Source organism: Streptomyces sp. NPDC053431 (assembly GCF_044544925.1).
GTDB lineage: Bacteria > Actinomycetota > Actinomycetes > Streptomycetales > Streptomycetaceae > Streptomyces.
In genome coordinates this window covers 680253-698310 of sequence record NZ_JBITXX010000003.1, presented here as the reverse complement: position 1 = coordinate 698310, position 18058 = coordinate 680253, and the positions used below count along the sequence as shown (strand labels likewise).

The following is an 18058-nucleotide window of genomic DNA, read 5'->3' as shown; positions in this document are numbered from 1 at the left end:
GGCGGTAGGGGCCTGGGCGCGGCAAGGCGCTGCGTTCCGTTGTGCCCACCCGTTCCGCCCCAGCGGAACGACTGCCCACAACGAGGACGGCGAGCGTCGTCAGCGCCCAGCGAGGGGCGGGCGCGGCACGCGGCAGGGCGGGCGCGGTTCAGGGCGGGCGCGGCACGCGGCAGGGCGGGCCGGGTTCAGGCTGGGCGGTGCCGACGGCTGGCGGGGTCGCGGCCGGTTTGCGAGGACGCAACGGGGCGACGTCGGGCGCGCCCTCGGGGTGGGAGCCGGCCCGGTGGGGACGGCGCCCCCGGCGGGAGCCGCCCCGGCCGGTGGGGGGGCAGCCGCGCATTGTGAGCCCGGGCCGGTGGGGGGGCGGCCCCCGGTGGGGCCGCCACTGCGGGGGAGGGTCAGGTGAGCTTGGTGACGTCGCGGACTGCGCCCTTGTCGGCGCTCGTCGCCATCGCCGCGTACGCCCGCAGCGCCGCCGAGACCTTGCGCTCGCGGTTCTTCGGGGCGTAGACGCCGTTCAGCGCCTCGCGGCGGGCGGCCAGGGTGGCGTCGTCGACCAGGAGCTCGATCGCACGGCTCGGGATGTCGATGCGGATCCGGTCGCCGTCCTCGACGAGGGCGATCGTGCCGCCCGAGGCGGCCTCCGGGGAGGCGTGGCCGATGGAGAGGCCCGAGGTGCCGCCGGAGAAGCGTCCGTCGGTGACCAGCGCGCAGGTCTTGCCCAGGCCGCGGCCCTTGAGGAAGGAGGTCGGGTAGAGCATCTCCTGCATGCCGGGGCCGCCCTTGGGGCCCTCGTAGCGGATGACGACCACGTCGCCGTCCTTGACCTGCTTGTTGAGGATCTTCTCGACGGCCTCCTCCTGCGAGTCGCAGACGACCGCCGGGCCCTCGAAGGTCCAGATGGACTCGTCGACGCCGGCCGTCTTCACGACGCAGCCGTCGACGGCGATGTTGCCGCGGAGCACGGCGAGGCCGCCGTCCTTGGAGTAGGCGTGGGCGCCGTCGCGGATGCAGCCGCCCTCGGCGTCCGTGTCGAGGCTGTCCCAGCGCTCGGACTGCGAGAAGGCCTCGGCGGAGCGGACGCAGCCGGGGGCCGCGTGCCACAGCTCGACGGCCTCCTCGGAGGGGGAGCCGCCGCGCACGTCCCAGTTCTTCAGCCAGTCCGCGAGGGACGGGCTGTGGACGGCGTGGACGTCCTCGTTGAGCAGGCCCGCGCGGTGCAGCTCGCCCAGGATGGCGGGGATGCCGCCGGCCCGGTGCACGTCCTCCATGTAGTACGTGCCGCGCGGCGCGACGTTCGGGGCGACCTTGGCCAGGCAGGGAACGCGGCGCGAGACGGCGTCCATGTCGCTCAGGCCGTAGTCCAGCTCGGCCTCCTGCGCGGCGGCGAGCAGGTGCAGGATCGTGTTCGTGGAGCCGCCCATGGCGATGTCGAGGGCCATGGCGTTCTCGAAGGCGGCGCGGGTGGCGATGCTCCGCGGGAGCACGGAGGCGTCGTCCTCGTCGTAGTAGCGACGGGTGAGGTCGACGACGGTGCGGGCGGCGTTCTCGTACAGCGCGCGGCGGGCGGTGTGGGTGGCGAGGGTGGTGCCGTTGCCGGGCAGGGAGAGGCCGATGGCCTCGGTCAGGCAGTTCATCGAGTTGGCGGTGAACATGCCGGAACAGGAGCCGCAGGTCGGACAGGCGTTCTCCTCGATGCGGAGGATGTCCTCGTCGGAGACCTTGTCGTTCACGGCCTCGGAGATCGCGTCGACCAGGTCGAGGGTGCGGACGGTGCCGTCGACGAGCGTGGCGCGGCCGGACTCCATGGGGCCGCCGGAGACGAAGACCGTCGGGATGTTGAGGCGCAGGGCGGCCATCAGCATGCCGGGGGTGATCTTGTCGCAGTTGGAGATGCAGATCAGGGCGTCGGCGCAGTGCGCCTCGACCATGTACTCCACGCTGTCGGCGATCAGGTCGCGGGAGGGCAGGCTGTAGAGCATGCCGCCGTGGCCCATGGCGATGCCGTCGTCGACGGCGATCGTGTTGAACTCGCGCGCGATGCCGCCGGCGGCCGTGATGGCCTCGGAGACGATCCGGCCCACCGGCTGCAGGTGGGTGTGACCGGGGACGAACTCGGTGAAGGAGTTCGCCACCGCGATGATCGGCTTCCGTCCGATGTCCGCGCCCGGTACACCGGAGGCGCGCATAAGGGCGCGGGCGCCCGCCATGTTGCGGCCGTGGGTGACAGTGCGGGACCTCAGCTGGGGCATCGTCGCTCGCTCCTCAGGGATGGATGTGTCTGAAGTCGAGCGTACGCTTCGACTCCAAGATCTGGACATGCCGTCCGCTATGCGGGACGGGTGTTCAGCCTTCGGTCAGGTAGCGCTGGAGGGTCGGCGACACCTGCGCCACGATCTCCTCCGGATCCGCCGAGGCCAGCGGCTCGACCTGGATCACGTACCGCAGGATCGCGATACCGATCATGTGCGAGGCGGCCAGCTCGGCCCGGAACTTCGGCTCCGGTACATCGAGCTCGGCGGCGATGCGCTCCAGCAGCCGGCGCAGCACGAAGCCCCGCAGCACCTTCGCCGCCGCCTCGTGGGTCAGCGCGGAACGGATGATCGCGAGCAGCGGGGCGCGGGTCGCCGGGTTCTCCCACACCGAGATGAAGAAGCGGGCGAGCCGCTCGCCGATCGCCTCGCGCGGGCCGCCGACGATCGCCGGCACGACGGCCGCCGGCTCGAAGGAGACCTCGACGGCCGCCGCGAACACCTCGTCCTTCGTGCCGAAGTAGTGGTGCACGAGCGCCGGGTCGACCCCGGCGGCCTTCGCGATGGCGCGCACCGAGGTCTTGTCGTAGCCCCGCTCGGCGAACTGGGTCCGCGCCGCCTCCAGGATCCGCTCGCGCGCGCCCGGTCCGCTCTCCTCCGCGGCGGTACGGGAGGGGCGGCCGCGCCGCCGGGGGGACGGGTCCGTCATGCGCCGGGCACCCGGGGCGGAACCGCCGGGGCCCCCGGGGCGGCGGCCAGGTGGAGCCGGGTGAAGGCGAGGGCCTCGGCGAGATCGGCCTCGCGTTCGGCGGAGGACATGGCGCGGCGGGTGTTGACCTCGATGACGACGTGCCCGTCGTAGCCGTTGCGGGCCAGCCGCTCCAGGAGCTCGGCGCACGGCTGGTTGCCGCGGCCCGGCACCAGGTGCTCGTCCTTGGCGGAGCCGCGCCCGTCGGCGAGGTGGACGTGACCGAGGCGGTCGCCCATGCGGTCGACCATCGCGAGGGTGTCGGTGCGGGCGGTCGCCGTGTGCGAGAGGTCGACGGTGAAGTGCCGGTAGTCGTCCTTGGTGACGTCCCACTCGGGGGCGTACGCGAGCATCTCGCGGTCCTTGTACCGCCACGGGTACATGTTCTCCACCGCGAACCGCACGTCCGTCTCGTCGGCCATCCGCCAGATGCCGGTGACGAAGTCCCGCGCGTACTGGCGCTGCCAGCGGAACGGCGGGTGCACGACGACCGTCGAGGCGCCGAGCTTCTCGGCCGCCGCCTGGGCCCGCTGGAGCTTGACCCACGGGTCGGTGGACCAGACGCGCTGGGTGATCAGGAGGCAGGGGGCGTGCACGGCGAGGATCGGCACCTGGTGGTAGTCCGACAGGCGGCGCAGGGCCTCGATGTCCTGGCTGACCGGATCGGTCCACACCATGATCTCGACCCCGTCGTAGCCGAGGCGCGCGGCGACCTCGAAGGCCGTCGCCGTCGACTCCGGATACACCGAGGCCGTCGACAGCGCGACCTTCGCATCCGGGATGCGCACCGCTGGTTCTGCCACGGAGACAGCGTACGGGGCGGGCCGGAGGACCGGGGCGTGGTTCCGGTCACCCCGGTGCCGTCGGGTCGCCGGCCACGGAGGGGGCGGGACGCCCGCTACGGGAGGTGGTCCAGGCGGCGCAGGATCACGCCCTCCCGCAGCGCCCACGGGCAGATCTCCAGCTCGTCGACGCCGAACAGGTCCATGGCGCCCTCCGCGACCAGGGCGCCCGCGAGGAGCTGGCCGGCCCGGCCCTCGGAGACGCCCGGGAGGGCGGAGCGCTCGGCCACCGTCATGGCGGCGAGCCGCGGCAGCCACTCCTCCAGGGCCTTGCGGGTGAGGGTGCGCTGGACGTAGAGCCCGAAGCCGGAGCCGGGGGCGCCGGCGATGCGCGCCAGCTGCTTGAAGGTCTTCGAGGTGGCCACGACGTGGTCGGGGCGGCCGAAGCGGCTGAACTCGCCGACCGTCCGGGCGATCTGTGCCCGCACGTGGCGGCGCAGCGCCTTCACGTCCTCCGGGTCCGCCGGGTCCCCCGGCAGCCAGCCGGAGGTGAGCCGGCCGGCGCCGAGCGGCAGCGAGACGGCCGTGTCGGGCTCCTCGTCGATGCCGAAGGCGACCTCCAGCGAGCCGCCGCCGATGTCCAGGAGGAAGAGCTTGCCCGCGGACCAGCCGAACCAGCGCCGGGCGGCCAGGAAGGTGAGCCGGGCCTCCTCCTCGCCGGTGAGCACCTGGAGCGCGATCCCGGTCTCCTCGTACACGCGGGCGAGCACCGCGTCGGCGTTGCTGGCCTCGCGCACCGCCGAGGTCGCGAACGGCAGGACCTCCTCGCAGCCCTTGTCCTCGGCGGCCGTGAGCGCGTCGCAGACCGTGGCGACGAGCCGCTCGACCCCCGCGTCCGCGATCGCTCCGCGCTCGTCGAGGAGCTCGGCGAGCCGCAGCTCCGCCTTGTGCGAGTGGGCGGGCAGCGGACGGGCGCCGGGGTGGGCGTCCACCACCGACAGGTGCACTGTGTTCGAACCGACGTCGAGGACTCCGAGTCTCATGGACGGAACGCTACTGCGCGCACCCGCATACGCTTGGACTTGTGCCAAAGACGAAAAAGGCGAAGCCGGACAAAGCCAGTGCCGACGAGAGCGCCGCGAAGGCCGCGAGGGCCGCGCACGCGGCCAAGGCCGTGAAGGTCGGGAAGAAGCGGGCCAAGGGCGAGGAGCCCGACGAGAAGGGCCTGGACTTCCCGCGGGCCTGGGTGGAGTTCGCCGACCCGGAGGACGAGGAACAGGTCTACCGCTGCGACCTGACCTGGCTGACGTCCCGCTGGACCTGCATCTTCGGCAACGGCTGCCAGGGCATCCAGGAGGGGCGGGCCGACGACGGCTGCTGCACGCTCGGCGCGCACTTCTCCGACGAGGACGACGAGAAGCGGGTCGCGGAGCACGTGGCCCGGCTCACACCGGAGCTGTGGGAGTTCCACGGCGTGGGTACGGAGTCGGGCTGGGTGCAGGTCGACGAGGACGGCGACCGGCAGACCCGCCGCTGGCAGGGCTCCTGCATCTTCCAGAACCGCCCCGGCTTCGCGGGCGGCGCGGGCTGCTCGCTGCACATCCTGGCCGTGCGGGAGGGCCGGGAGCCGCTGGAGACCAAGCCGGACGTGTGCTGGCAGCTGCCGGTGCGGCGGACCTACGACTGGATCGACCGGCCCGACGACACGCGGGTGCTCCAGGTGTCGATCGGCGAGTACGACCGGCGCGGCTGGGGTCCGGGCGGCCACGACCTGCACTGGTACTGCACGACCGCGAGCTCGGCCCACGTCGGCAAGGAGCCGGTGTTCGTCTCCTACCGGCCGGAGCTCGTCGAGATGATGGGCCAGGCGGCGTACGACGTGCTGGTCGGGCTGTGCGAGGCGCGGCTCGCCTCGCAGCTGCCGCTGGTCGCACCGCACCCGGCCGACCCGGCGCCGTAGGTCCCGGTGCGCCGTGGGGGCCGCCCTGCGTAGGGCCGCCCTCCGTCGGTCCGCCCGCTCTGGCCCGCCCGCCCTGGCCCGCCTGCCCTGGCCCGCCTGCGGGTAGGCCCGCCCACCGTAGGTGCCGCCCGACCCAGGGCCCGTCCGCGGTGGGTCCGTCCACCGTAGGTGCCGCCCGCCGTAGCTCCCGCTCCCCGTAGCCTCCGCCCCCTACGGGGCGGAGGGTGCGGGGTCCGTGCTCGGGGGGTCGGTGGCCGGGTCCGTGGGCGCTTGCGTCGTCGGACCGGTGGTGGGTTCCGTCGTCGGGGGCTGCGTCGTGGGCTCGGTCGTCGTCGGCGGCGGGGTGGTCGGCGGTTCGCTGGTCGGCTGGGGGGTCGTCGGCTCCTGGGTGGCCGGCGGCGTGGTCGGCTCCGTGGTGGGCGGCGTCGCCCCGTTCCCGTCGATCCGCACCACCGCGCCCGAGGGATTGACGCCGACCCGGGCGCTCCAGGCGCCGGGCGGCTCGTGGGAGCGGTCGACGAAGATCCGGACGGTGACGGACTCGCCGGGGTGGAGGGTGCCGGAGGCCTGGCTCACGTACAGCCAGGGCGCGTCCGACCAGAGCGCCCAGGCGGTGGGCGCGCCGCCCTCGTTGGTGAGGGTGAGCAGGGTCGTGGCGCCGCTGCCGCGCGCGGCGACGGTGATCCGGGCGGGCGCCGGGCGGCCCGGCAGGGGCGGGCCGGGGGGCGCGCCGGGGCTGATCACCTCGACCGAGACGTCCGGGGAGCGGCTGCCGCGGGTGAACCGGGGGTCGGGGTCGGTGCGGGCGTTGCCGGCGTTCTCGTAGCGCCCGCCCGCGCGGCCGTCGGTGCCGCCGCGCGAGCCGCCCGGCTGGTCGGCCTCGCGCGCGCTGATCCGGGCGCCGTCCGGGCCCTCCTCCGCGACCGGCGTGCCCCGGTACGAGGCCCACAGGGCGAGGACCGGGGCGGCGACGACCGCGGCGACCACGGTGGTGGTCACGGCGCGGGCCCGCATCCGGTCGCGGCGGGCCGCGTGGTCCTTCGGGTCCATCGGGAAGCCGGTCGGTCCGAAGCGGGGGGCGGCGGCCCGGGCCCGCGGGACGTGCAGCATCGCGACGTACGCGGCGGCGCGCGGCGCCTCGACGATCGGGAGCCGGCCGGCCGGCGTGGCGGCGGCGCCCGGCCAGGGGCCGCCGGCGCCGGCCCGTTCGGCGGCGCGGCGGCAGCGCGGGCAGTCGTCGACGTGCCGGACGAGCTCGGCGCGCAGCGCGGCGGAGAGCAGCACCTGGTGGTCGCCGGTCAGCCGGGCGACGGTGGGGCAGTCGCCGGTCTCGACGACGGCGAGGGCGGCGCGGGTGCGTTCGACCTCGCAGCCGGCGGAGGAGAGCAGCTCCCGGGCGGCGAGCGGGTCGAGGGAGAGCACGGCGGCGACCTCCCGGTGGCCGAGCCCGTGCCGGACGGCGAGCTCCAGGGCCTCGCGCTGCTCCGGCGTGGTGCCGGCAGCCTCGGGCCAGGCGAGCGCGGCGAGTTCGGCCCGGCGCCGCTCGGCGACCTCGGGCGACACCCGGCGCCCGGCGGGCTCGGCGGCCGCGGGGCGGCCGGTGTGGGCGCCCTGCCGCTTGCGGCGCTGCTCGCCGAGGCTGCGCAGACAGGCCCAGCGGGCCAGGGCGTAGAGCCAGGCCCGGCGGCCGGACTCGTCGGCGGGGCAGCGGCCGTGATGGCGCTCGGCGACGGCGAGGACGTCGCCGAGGACGGCGGTGGCCGCGTCGTGGTCGCAGAGCACCGAGAGGCAGTACGTGAAGAGGCCGTCCAGGTACTCCTCGTACCGGGCGGGGGGCCGCTGGCCGAGGGTGCGGGGGCCTCCGGTGCTTCGGGGGGGTTGTTCCAGCCTGCTGCTCGTCACTGGGCGACCGTAGGCGGGTGGGCGGGGGGTCTTCGTACCGCTTGCACGCTTTTAATCCGTACGGGTGAAGGCGCTACACGAAGGGGGACAGGAACCCGGACCTCCGTCCGGATTCCTGTGTGTTCGAAGTCGCTCCTCCACCGATCCGTCCTCGTCGGGTCCGGGCTGTCAGTGGCGGGGGCTACGGTGTCGCTCATGGCTGCTCGTACCAAAACCGCCAAGGACCGGCCGTCCTACCGCTGCACCGAGTGCGGCTGGCAGACCGCCAAATGGCTCGGACGTTGCCCGGAGTGCCAGGCCTGGGGGACGGTCGAGGAGTACGGCGCGCCCGCCGTGCGGACCACCGCGGCCGGGCGGGTCTCCAGCGCCGCGCTGCCGATCGGGCAGGTGGACGGGCGGCAGGCGACCGCCCGCGGCACCGGGGTCGACGAGCTCGACCGGGTGCTCGGCGGCGGGCTGGTGCCGGGCGCGGTGGTGCTGATCGCCGGCGAGCCGGGCGTCGGCAAGTCCACGCTGCTGCTCGACGTGGCGGCCAAGGCGGCCAGCGACGCCCACCGCACGCTGTACGTCACGGGCGAGGAGTCCGCGAGCCAGGTCCGGCTGCGCGCCGACCGGATCAACGCGCTCAGCGACCACCTCTATCTGGCGGCCGAGACCGACCTGTCCGCCGTGCTCGCCCATCTGGACGAGGTCAAGCCCTCGCTGCTGGTCCTCGACTCGGTGCAGACCGTCGCCTCGCCCGAGATCGACGGCGCGCCCGGCGGCATGGCCCAGGTCCGTGAGGTGGCCGGCGCCCTGATCCGGGCCTCCAAGGAGCGGGGCATGTCCACGCTGCTCGTCGGCCACGTCACCAAGGACGGCGCGATCGCCGGCCCCCGGCTCCTGGAGCACCTGGTGGACGTGGTGCTGCACTTCGAGGGCGACCGGCACGCCCGGCTGCGCCTGGTCCGGGGCGTGAAGAACCGGTACGGGGCGACCGACGAGGTCGGCTGCTTCGAGCTGCACGACGAGGGCATCACGGGGCTCGCCGACCCCTCGGGCCTGTTCCTGACCCGCCGGGACGTGGCCGTGCCCGGCACCTGTCTGACGGTCACGCTGGAGGGCCGCCGGCCACTGGTGGCCGAGGTGCAGGCGCTGACGGTGGACTCGCAGATCCCCTCTCCGCGCCGCACCACCTCCGGTCTGGAGACCTCCCGGGTCTCGATGATGCTGGCGGTCCTGGAGCAGCGCGGCCGGATCAGCGCGCTGGGCAAGCGCGACATCTACAGCGCGACGGTCGGCGGCGTGAAGCTGTCCGAGCCCGCCGCCGACCTGGCCATCGCGCTCGCCCTGGCGTCCGCCGCCAGCGACACCCCGCTGCCGAAGAACCTGGTCGCGATCGGCGAGGTCGGCCTCGCGGGCGAGGTCCGCCGGGTGACGGGCGTCCAGCGCCGGCTCGCGGAGGCGCACCGGCTCGGCTTCACGCACGCGCTGGTCCCGAGCGATCCCGGCAAGGTCCCGGCGGGCATGAAGGTCACCGAGGTGGCCGACATGGGCGACGCCCTGCGGGTGCTGCCGCGCAGCCGCCGGACGCGTGCGCCGCAGGAGGCGGAGGGGTAGGACAGGGACGGCGAGAGGGACGTGGCCCGCCCGGTCCGGGGGCGGGCTCCCGGCGCGCGGCGGAGGGCGGCGGGGCGGTGTCGCTAGACTTTGCCCTGGTCTCGCCCATCCGTACGAGCCGGAGGAGTGCAGTGGCAGCCAAGGACAACGAGGCACTGATGCGTGCGTCGCTCAGTGCCGTCGCCCCCGGCACCGCCCTCCGTGACGGGCTCGAACGCATCCTCCGCGGCAACACCGGCGGCCTGATCGTCCTGGGAATGGACAAGTCCGTCGAGGCGATGTGCACCGGCGGTTTCGTGATCGACGTCGAGTTCACCGCGACCCGGTTGCGCGAGCTGTGCAAGCTCGACGGGGCGCTCGTCCTCGACAAGGACATCAGCAAGATCCTGCGGGCCGGCGTGCAGCTGGTCCCGGACGCGTCCATCCCGACCGAGGAGACCGGCACCCGGCACCGTACGGCCGACCGGGTCTCCAAGCAGTGCGGCTTCCCGGTCGTCTCGGTCTCGCAGTCGATGCGCCTGATCGCCCTGTACGTCAACGGCGAGCGCCGGGTCCTGGAGGAGTCGGGGGCGATCCTGTCCCGCGCCAACCAGGCCCTGGCGACCCTGGAGCGGTACAAGCTGCGCCTGGACGAGGTGGCCGGCACGCTCTCCGCCCTGGAGATCGAGGACCTGGTGACCGTCCGGGACGTCACCGCCGTCGCGCAGCGCCTGGAGATGGTGCGCCGGATCGCCACCGAGATCGCGGAGTACGTCGTCGAGCTCGGCACCGACGGCCGGCTCCTCTCGCTCCAGCTCGACGAGCTGATCGCGGGCGTGGAGCCGGAGCGCGAGCTGGTCATCCGCGACTACGTGCCCGAACCGACGGCCAAGCGGTCCCGTACGGTCGCCGAGGCGCTGACCGAGCTGGACGCGCTGACCCACGCCGAGCTGCTCGAACTGCCCATAGTGGCGCGGGCGCTCGGCTACAGCGGCTCCCCCGAGACCCTGGACTCCGCGGTCTCCCCGCGCGGCTACCGGCTGCTCGCCAAGGTGCCGCGCCTCCCGGGCGCGATCATCGAGCGGCTCGTGGAGCACTTCGGCGGGCTGCAGAAGCTGCTCGCGGCGAGCGTGGACGACCTGCAGACCGTGGACGGCGTCGGCGAGGCCCGGGCGCGCAGCGTCCGCGAGGGCCTGTCGCGGCTCGCGGAGTCGTCGATCCTGGAGCGGTACGTCTAAGGGGGTCCGGACAGGTCGGGGGCCGGTGCTCCCACCCCGGCCCGATCCGGCCCCGGCTCGGCCGGCGCCTCGGGCCGCGGCTCAGTCCTTGTCCAGCCGGAACGCCACCGGCGACACCGTCAGGCCCGGCACCGCCGCCTCCACCAGGTAGTTGCCGGGGCCGACCTCGCCCGCCGGGGCGGTCGCGCACTGGGCGACGCTGCGCCGGCGGTCCCACTCCACGGTGTGGGTGACCGTCGTGCCGGCCGGGACCTTCAGGAACAGCGGGGGCGCGACGCGCGGGCAGTCCTTCGAGGACCACAGCACGCCCTTGGTGTCACGGACCGTCAACACGGCGGCCTTCGGGCCGAGATCGGCCTTGCAGTCGGTGGCCGAGGTGTTCTTGACGACCAGCTGGAAGCGGGGCTTCTCGCCGGGCTCGTAGGCGACCTTGGTGCTGCGGAAGGTCAACTGCAGGGCGCCGGCCGCGCAGTTCGGAAGCGGGGAATTGGCCGGAACCTGCTGTGCCGCTCCGGTGCCCGCGCCGCCGTCGCCGCCCGCGCCGTCCGTGTCGCCGTTCTTGCCGCCGTTCTGTCCGCCGGAGACCCCGGTGTCCGCGCCCGCGTCCGTACCGCCGTCGCCGGCACCCGTGCCGTCGCCGCCCTCGGTGTCGCCGCCGGCGCCCGACTCGTCGCGCCCGCCGGGCTGTTGGCTGATCGCCGGGCCGGTGCCGGAGGGGCCGGGTGTGATCGAGGGCGCGGGGGAAGCGCCGTTGGCGCCGTCGTTCGTCTTCCTGCCCCCGGGGTCACCACCGGAGGTGACGGCCCACACGGCGAGCAGCGCGAGCAGGCCGATCAGGCACAGCGCGACCGCCCTCCGACGCCAGTAGATGGAGGAGGGAAGCGGCCCGACCGGATTGCGCAGAGATCCCACGGCACGAACCTTACGAGAGAACAGGGCCAACTCCCGCCCCCCATGCCGCCCCAGGCACCAAGTTTTGCCGATGATCACATCCGCCCGAAGCGGGAACTCGCACCTCACCCCTGCTTTCGTCGGGGAGGGCCGTCGTCCTTCGGCCCGGGCGGGGACTCCCGGCTCCGAGATAACGTCCGTGCCCATGAACACCCTGCCCCATCTCTCCGACGGCCTGTACCTCGACATCGCGAGGTTCGCCCACTCCACCCCGCACTGGTTCCAGAAACTCGCGGAGGTGTGGACCGAACTCGGGTTGCTGCTCTTCGCGGTGCTGTTCGTCGCCGGCTGGTGGCGGATGCGCCGGGGGTCGTCCGACGCCATGGCGCTCGCGCTCCTCGCCCCGCTCGCCACGGCCTTCGGCTACCTGGTGAGCGAGGCCCTGAAGTCGCTGATCGACGAGGAGCGGCCGTGCCGGGCGGTGGCCGGGGCACCGGTGTCGCTCGTCGCCTGCCCGCCGCACGGCGACTGGTCCTTCCCCAGCAACCACTCGGCCATCGCGGGCGCGGCGGCCGTCGCGCTCGCCCTGTCCTGGCGCGGGATCGTCTGGCTGACCGCCCCGATGGCCCTGCTGATGGCCTTCTCCCGGGTCTTCGTCGGCGTCCACTACCCGCACGACGTGACGGTCGGCCTGCTGGCCGGCGCCGTGGTCGCCTTCGTCGTCGTCAAGGCGGCGCGGCGTCCCGTCCGCGCGCTCGTGGAGTCGGCGCGGTCGAGCCGCAGCGGCGCGGTGGTGTGGTGCGTGGGGCGCGGAGGAGTCTCCCCCGCGCCCGTGCCGGACCCCGTGCGCTGATCGCCCGGCCGGGAGGACACGCCCCCGCGCTCCCTGCTCACGCCCCCGCGCGCCCCGGGGGCGTGGGTCACGGCACGTGCTGATCGTCCGGGGAACGTGCCAGGATCGGGGGTGCCATGACTACCGCTTCCTCCGCATCCCCCGATTCCCCCGAGACCGCCTCCGTGGCCGTCCCCGTGGCCCCCGCCGAGCTGCACGGGCCCGTCCTCGCCTGGTTCGACCGGCACGCCCGCGATCTGCCGTGGCGCCGCCCCGAGGCCGGGGCGTGGGGCGTGATGGTCAGCGAGTTCATGCTCCAGCAGACCCCGGTCGTACGGGTGCTGCCCGTGTACGAGCAGTGGCTGGCGCGCTGGCCGCGCCCCGCCGACCTGGCCGGCGAGGCCCCCGGCGAGGCGGTGCGCGCCTGGGGCCGGCTCGGCTATCCGCGCCGGGCACTGCGGCTGCACGCGGCGGCCGTGGCCATAACGGAGCGGCACGGCGGTGACGTACCGAGCGACCACGGACAGCTGCTCGCGCTGCCGGGGATCGGCGAGTACACGGCGGCCGCGGTGGCCTCCTTCGCGTACGGGCAGCGGCACGCGGTCCTCGACACGAACGTGCGCCGCGTCTTCGCCCGGGCGGCGACCGGCGTGCAGTACCCGCCGAACGCCACGACCGCCGCCGAGCGCCGGCTGGCCCGGGCGCTGCTGCCCGAGGAGGAGACGACGGCCGCCCGCTGGGCGGCGGCCTCCATGGAGCTGGGCGCGCTGGTCTGCACGGCGAAGAACGAGGACTGCGCGCGCTGCCCGCTGGCCGACCGGTGCGCGTGGCGGCTGGCCGGGAAGCCGGCCCACGACGGACCGCCGCGCCGCGGCCAGACGTACGCGGGCACGGACCGGCAGGTGCGGGGCAAGCTGCTCGCCGTGCTGCGGGAGGCCGTGGACCCGGTGGACCAGGCGGACCTGGACGCGGTCTGGGACGAGCCGGTGCAGCGCGCCCGCGCGCTCGACGGCCTGGTCGCCGACGGCCTGGTCGAGCCGCTGGACGGCGGCCGCTACCGGCTGCCGCTGACCTGAGTCCCTCCCGGCTGCCGCCGGCCTGAGGCGCTACCGGCTGCCACTGGCTGGAGTGGTTCCCGGCTGCCACTGGCTGGAGTCGCTACCGGCTGCCGCCGGCCTGACCCCACCGGCTGCCGCCGGGCCCGAGTCCACCGGCTGCCGCCGGCCCGGGTCCACCGGCCGGCCGCCGGGCCGTATCCGCCGGCCACCGCCGGAGGGCCCGCACCGGCTTCCGTGGGCCTCGGCCCGTACCGCCTTCGATCCGAAGGATCCGGAACCTTTGGATCCGCTGTTACACAACCGATGGGTAGCCGTGCGCCCGCCGAGGGCTGCCCCGCACAACCTCGTGACAACCGCTCCGTAGCGTCGTCGACGTAAGAGAAACAGGGCTGGTCACGGGGATCGGAGGCGGTTCGGGATGGCGCACGGCGAGGTGCTCGATTTCGAGGAGTACGTACGCACGCGGCAGGACGCGCTGCTGCGCAGCGCCCGGCGTCTCGTGCCCGACCCGGTGGACGCCCAGGACCTGCTGCAGACCGCGCTGGTCCGCACCTACGGCCGCTGGGACGGCATCGCCGACAAGTCGCTGGCCGACGCCTACCTGCGCCGGGTCATGATCAACACCCGGACCGAGTGGTGGCGGGCCCGCAAGCTCGAAGAGGTGCCCACCGAGCAGCTTCCCGACGCGCGCGTCGAGGACGCCACCGAGCAGCACGCCGACCGCGCCCTGCTCATGGACATCCTGAAGGTGCTCGCGCCCAAGCAGCGCAGTGTCGTCGTGCTGCGGCACTGGGAGCAGATGAGCACCGAGGAGACCGCGGCCGCGCTCGGCATGTCGACCGGTACGGTGAAGAGCACGCTCCACCGCGCCCTGGCCCGACTGCGCCAGGAACTGGAGAGCCGGGCCGCCGAGGGCGACACCCGGGCTCTGGACGCGGGTGTCCTGGAGCGCACGACCGTACGAGGCGACGAGCGGAAGCAGGAGCGGTGCGCGGCCTAAGACCGGCTTGGAGTGCCAGAGAGCGGGCGGCGGGCGTCGCGGCGGTGGCCGGGCTCGCCGCCGTCGGCGTGCTCGTGACGGGCTGCTCGACCGGCGGCACCGGCTCGCGCGACGAGGGCGCGGCCCGCTCGGACGAGGCCGCCTCCACCGCGCCGGTCACCCCCACCCCCTCGGCGTCGCTGGGCACGGACGGCGGGACGAACCTGAAGAAGGTCGACCCCATCGCGCTCCTCAAGGGCGACCCGAAGATCGGCGAGCGGGTCAAGGCCGATCTGAAGCCCTGCGCGGCGGACGCCTACCCGGTGGACACCTCCTACGGGAACCTCACCAACTCCACCGCGCCGGACGTCGTCGTCAATCTGATGACCTGCGGGGACTCGGTCGGCATCGGCACGTACGTGTTCCGCGAGGAGAACAACCGGTACACGAACGTCTTCATGGCCGAGGACGCCGCCGTCTACGCGACGATCGACCGGGGGGATCTGATCGTCACCAAGCAGGTGTACGCGAAGGGCGACCCGGTCGCGTACCCCTCGGGCGAGGACGTGATCACCTACCGCTGGACGGGGAACAAGTTCACCCAGCACGACTGGGTGCACAACGACTACAGCAAGGCGGTGGGCGACGGCGGCATGGACGGAGCCGTCCCCGCGCCGAGCGAGTCGCTCTCGAACTGACCCCCTGATCCGAAGTACCCGGAAGGCGCACGCACCATGGCCGAGACCCATGTCCTGTTCGTCGAGGACGACGACGTCATCCGTGAGGCCACCCAGCTCGCCCTGGAGCGGGACGGCTTCACGGTGACCGCCATGCCCGACGGGCTGTCCGGTCTGGAGGCCTTCCGGGCGAACCGGCCCGACATCGCGCTGCTCGACGTCATGCTGCCCGGCATGGACGGCGTCAGCCTGTGCCGGCGCATCCGCGACGAGTCGACCGTTCCGGTGATCATGCTGTCGGCGCGGGCCGACTCCATCGACGTGGTCCTCGGCCTGGAGGCCGGGGCCGACGACTACGTGACCAAGCCCTTCGACGGCTCCGTGCTCATGGCCCGGATCCGCGCCGTGCTGCGCCGCTTCAACCACGCGGCGGACGCGGGCGCCGGCGACGGCGAGGACGAGGCCGCGGGCGGGGTGCTGGTCTTCGGCGAGCTGGAGGTCGACACCGAGGGCATGGAGGTCCGCAAGGGCGGGGCGCCGGTCGCGCTCACCCCGACGGAGATGCGGCTGCTGCTCGAGTTCTCGTCGGCGCCGGGCACGGTGCTGTCGCGGGACAAGCTCCTGGAGCGGGTCTGGGACTACGGCTGGGGCGGCGACACCCGCGTCGTGGACGTGCACGTGCAGCGGCTCCGCAGCAAGATCGGCCAGGACCGGATCGAGACGGTCCGCGGCTTCGGCTACAAGCTCAAGGGATGAAGGGTCTCGCCCTCCGTACGGGGGTCCGCTGGAAGATCGCCGTCGCCATCGCGGCGGTCGGCGCGCTCATCGCGGTCACGCTCAGCCTCGTCGTCCACAACGCGGCCCGCGTCTCGATGCTCGACAACGCCCGCGACGCGCAGATGTGGCGGCTGCTGTTCGCCCAGCGCGTGTACGAGACCTCCAAGCCGAAGGAGCCGCGCTTCGGCACCAAGGTCAACGACCCGGCGCTGCCGCCCCAGCTCGACCAGCTGATGCGTGACGGGCGCCGCGGCACCTACGTGCAGGAGCACCGCAGCGGTCCGCCGGACGTGTGGGCGGCCGTTCCGCTCGCCAACGGCGACGTGCTGTCGCTGCACGTGCCCTTCACCGACCGCAGCGCCACGATCATGAAGGACCTCGACCGGGCGCTGATCATCGGCTCGGTGTCGGTGGTCTTCGGCGGCTGCGCGCTGGGCGTGCTCATCGGCGGCCAGCTGTCCCGCCGGCTCCGCAAGGCCGCCGCGGCCGCCGGGCGGGTCGCCCAGGGCAACACCGACGTACGGGTCCGCGACGCCGTCGGCGGGGTCGTCCGCGACGAGACCGACGAACTGGCCCGCGCCATCGACGGGCTCACGGACGCCCTGCAGGAGCGGATCGAGGCCGAGCGGCGGGTCACCGCGGACATCGCGCACGAACTGCGCACCCCGGTGACCGGGCTGCTCACGGCGGCCGAACTGCTGCCGCCGGGCCGCCCGACCGAGCTGGTCCGCGACCGGGCCCAGGCCATGCGGACGCTGGTCGAGGACGTCCTGGAGGTGGCCCGGCTCGACAGCGCGTCGGAGCGGGCCGAGCTCCAGGAGATCGCGCTCGGCGAGTTCGTCGAGCGGCGGGTGCGGGTGCTCGATCCCGAGGCGGTGGTCCGGGTCGTCCACGAGTCCTGGGTCAACACCGATCCGCGCCGCCTGGAACGCATTCTGGGGAATCTGCTCGCCAACGCCGCCAAGCACGGCAAGGGCCCCGGCCCGGTCGAGGTCACCGTCGAGGGCCGGGTGGTCCGGGTCAGGGACCACGGTCCGGGCTTCCCCGAGGCGCTGCTCAAGGAGGGGCCGAGCCGTTTCCGTACGGGCAGTCCCGACCGCGCGGGCCAGGGCCACGGCCTGGGCCTCACCATCGCGACCGGCCAGGCGCGGGTCCTCGGCGCCCGCCTCACCTTCCGCAACGCGGCCCCCGAGGGCACGCTGAACGGCGGGGGCGGCGCCATCGCCGTTCTGTGGCTGCCGGACCACGCCCCGACGAACACGGGCAGCTTCCCGCTGCTGCGGTTCCCGGACTGACCACCGCGCGGACGGATCGGCGCGGGACCGAGCAGCGCGCGATGGGATCGCCCTGCGGGCCGATCACGGGCCGCCCGATCGCCGCGTGGGCCGATCAGCGCTCGGGCGGGGCCCCGAAGTCCTTCGAGAGGTCGAGCTCCTCGTTCCTCTGGGTCAGCGAGTACCAGTTGCCGTTGTCGTCGCGGAAGATCGCCTCGATCCCGTACGGCCGCTCCTGCGGCTCCTGGAGGAACTCCACCCCCCTCGCCCTGAAGGTCTCGTAGTCCCCCCGGCAGTCGTCGGTGCGGAACGCCCCGGCGCCCAGCACCCCCTTGCTGACCAGCGTCTTCAGGGCGGTCGCCGACTCCTCGTCCATGGCCGGGCCGTCCGGGCTCATCAGGGCCAGCTCGACGTCCGGCTGGTCCTCGGCGCCGACGGTGATCCAGCGCATGGACCCCATGGAGAGGTCGGTGCGCACCTCGAAGCCCAGCTTCTCGGTGAAGAACTTCCTGGTGCGCTCCTGGTCGAGCGTCCAGACGGTGGTGATGCCCAGTCCCTTGATCATGCGTCCACCGTAGGCGGCCGCCTACTCCTCAGGCTTCTTCGGAATTGCGCTGCCCGGCCGGGGAGCGCTGCTCGGCCGGGGCGCGCGGCTCCCGGCCCGGGAAGGCGCCCGCGTACAGCAGGGCGAAGCAGCCGGGTATGAGCGCGGCCCCGCGCCCCACGTGCCGGGCGCGGTACTCGCTCGGGCTGAGTCCGGTCTGCCGCTTGAAGCGGGTGGAGAAGGTGCCGAGGCTGCTGAAGCCGACCAGGGCGCATATCTCGGTGACGGTCAGATCCGCGGTGCGGAGCATCTCCTGCGCCCGCTCGATGCGGCGGCGCGAAAGATACTGCCCGGGCGTCTCCCCGTAGGCCGCCTTGAAGGCGCGGACGAAGTGGAACCGCGAATAGCCGGCATGGCCGGCCACCGCGTCCAGGTCGAGCGGCTCGGCCCAGTCGCGGTCCATCGCGTCCTTGGCGAGGCGCAGCCGGCGGAGCAGGGCCAGCCGCGCACCCGCGGGGGTGCTGGTCTCCACGGACGAAAGCCTGGCACGCGCCACTGACAACGGC

The 18058-nt window shown here is 74.0% G+C and carries 17 protein-coding genes; 9 read left to right on the top strand and 8 right to left on the bottom strand.

Annotation, left to right across the window (positions count from 1 at the left end):
• Positions 1–398: 398 nt before the first annotated feature.
• The 4 genes from ilvD to ACIGXE_RS12640 form a co-directional block, all read right to left on the bottom strand.
• Positions 399–2252, bottom strand: coding sequence for a dihydroxy-acid dehydratase (gene ilvD / locus ACIGXE_RS12655; protein WP_399746299.1), 1854 nt, complete (start codon positions 2250–2252; stop codon positions 399–401).
• Between the two features lie 94 nt (positions 2253–2346).
• A complete protein-coding gene (locus ACIGXE_RS12650) occupies positions 2347–2961 on the bottom strand; it encodes a TetR family transcriptional regulator (RefSeq protein WP_399746297.1) in 615 nt (204 codons plus the stop codon).
• Entirely contained in the window at positions 2958–3803 is an 846-nt protein-coding gene (locus ACIGXE_RS12645; protein ID WP_399746295.1) for a sugar phosphate isomerase/epimerase family protein, read from the bottom strand. Before ACIGXE_RS12645 ends, ACIGXE_RS12650 begins: the two co-directional genes overlap by 4 nt.
• A gap of 95 nt (positions 3804–3898) precedes the next feature.
• Positions 3899–4825, bottom strand: coding sequence for a Ppx/GppA family phosphatase (locus tag ACIGXE_RS12640; protein ID WP_399746293.1), 927 nt, complete (start codon positions 4823–4825; stop codon positions 3899–3901).
• A gap of 131 nt (positions 4826–4956) precedes the next feature.
• Here ACIGXE_RS12640 and ACIGXE_RS12635 point away from each other — a divergent pair, with 131 nt between their 5' ends.
• Positions 4957–5742 (top strand): hypothetical protein, encoded by a 786-nt coding sequence (locus ACIGXE_RS12635; protein WP_399746381.1) that lies wholly within the window; start codon positions 4957–4959, stop codon positions 5740–5742.
• Between the two features lie 210 nt (positions 5743–5952).
• Here the strand turns inward: ACIGXE_RS12635 and ACIGXE_RS12630 are convergent, their stop codons facing one another.
• Positions 5953–7644: a hypothetical protein gene (locus ACIGXE_RS12630; protein WP_399746291.1), complete on the bottom strand. Its 1692-nt coding sequence runs from the start codon at positions 7642–7644 to the stop codon at positions 5953–5955.
• A gap of 195 nt (positions 7645–7839) precedes the next feature.
• Between ACIGXE_RS12630 and radA the strand changes: the two genes are divergently transcribed.
• Positions 7840–9243 carry a DNA repair protein RadA gene (gene radA / locus ACIGXE_RS12625; RefSeq protein WP_399746289.1) on the top strand — a complete coding sequence of 468 codons (1404 nt, stop codon included), beginning with the start codon at positions 7840–7842 and terminating at the stop codon, positions 9241–9243.
• Positions 9244–9401: 158 nt separating this feature from the next.
• Entirely contained in the window at positions 9402–10460 is a 1059-nt protein-coding gene (gene disA / locus ACIGXE_RS12620; RefSeq protein WP_399746379.1) for a DNA integrity scanning diadenylate cyclase DisA, read from the top strand.
• An 81-nt stretch (positions 10461–10541) separates the two neighbouring features.
• Here disA and ACIGXE_RS12615 read toward each other — a convergent pair whose 3' ends face one another.
• A complete protein-coding gene (locus ACIGXE_RS12615) occupies positions 10542–11372 on the bottom strand; it encodes a hypothetical protein (protein WP_399746287.1) in 831 nt (276 codons plus the stop codon).
• 184 nt (positions 11373–11556) lie between these two features.
• Between ACIGXE_RS12615 and ACIGXE_RS12610 the strand changes: the two genes are divergently transcribed.
• The 6 genes from ACIGXE_RS12610 (at position 11557) to cseC (ending at position 16969) form a co-directional block, all read left to right on the top strand.
• Positions 11557–12204, top strand: coding sequence for a phosphatase PAP2 family protein (locus ACIGXE_RS12610; protein ID WP_399746285.1), 648 nt, complete (start codon positions 11557–11559; stop codon positions 12202–12204).
• A gap of 116 nt (positions 12205–12320) precedes the next feature.
• A complete protein-coding gene (locus ACIGXE_RS12605; RefSeq protein WP_399746283.1) occupies positions 12321–13259 on the top strand; it encodes an A/G-specific adenine glycosylase in 939 nt (312 codons plus the stop codon).
• A 400-nt stretch (positions 13260–13659) separates the two neighbouring features.
• The gene (locus ACIGXE_RS12600) at positions 13660–14241 is read left to right on the top strand and encodes a SigE family RNA polymerase sigma factor (RefSeq protein ID WP_365345866.1); all 582 of its coding nucleotides are present in this window, start codon (positions 13660–13662) and stop codon (positions 14239–14241) included.
• 44 nt (positions 14242–14285) lie between these two features.
• Complete coding sequence (locus ACIGXE_RS12595; protein ID WP_399746281.1) at positions 14286–14918, top strand: hypothetical protein; 633 nt, start codon at positions 14286–14288, stop codon at positions 14916–14918.
• A 36-nt stretch (positions 14919–14954) separates the two neighbouring features.
• Positions 14955–15653, top strand: coding sequence for a two-component system response regulator CseB (cseB, locus tag ACIGXE_RS12590; protein ID WP_399746280.1), 699 nt, complete (start codon positions 14955–14957; stop codon positions 15651–15653).
• Positions 15650–16969, top strand: coding sequence for a two-component system sensor histidine kinase CseC (gene cseC, locus ACIGXE_RS12585; protein WP_399746278.1), 1320 nt, complete (start codon positions 15650–15652; stop codon positions 16967–16969). The genes cseB and cseC overlap by 4 nt, the downstream gene beginning before the upstream one ends.
• Before the next feature lie 94 nt (positions 16970–17063).
• On the opposite strand, the gene ACIGXE_RS12580 is transcribed toward cseC, so the two are convergent.
• Positions 17064–17513 (bottom strand): VOC family protein, encoded by a 450-nt coding sequence (locus ACIGXE_RS12580; protein ID WP_399746276.1) that lies wholly within the window; start codon positions 17511–17513, stop codon positions 17064–17066.
• Between the two features lie 28 nt (positions 17514–17541).
• Positions 17542–17955, bottom strand: a complete 414-nt coding sequence (locus ACIGXE_RS12575; protein ID WP_399746376.1) for an AraC family transcriptional regulator — start codon at positions 17953–17955, stop codon at positions 17542–17544.
• Positions 17956–18058 lie beyond the last annotated feature (103 nt).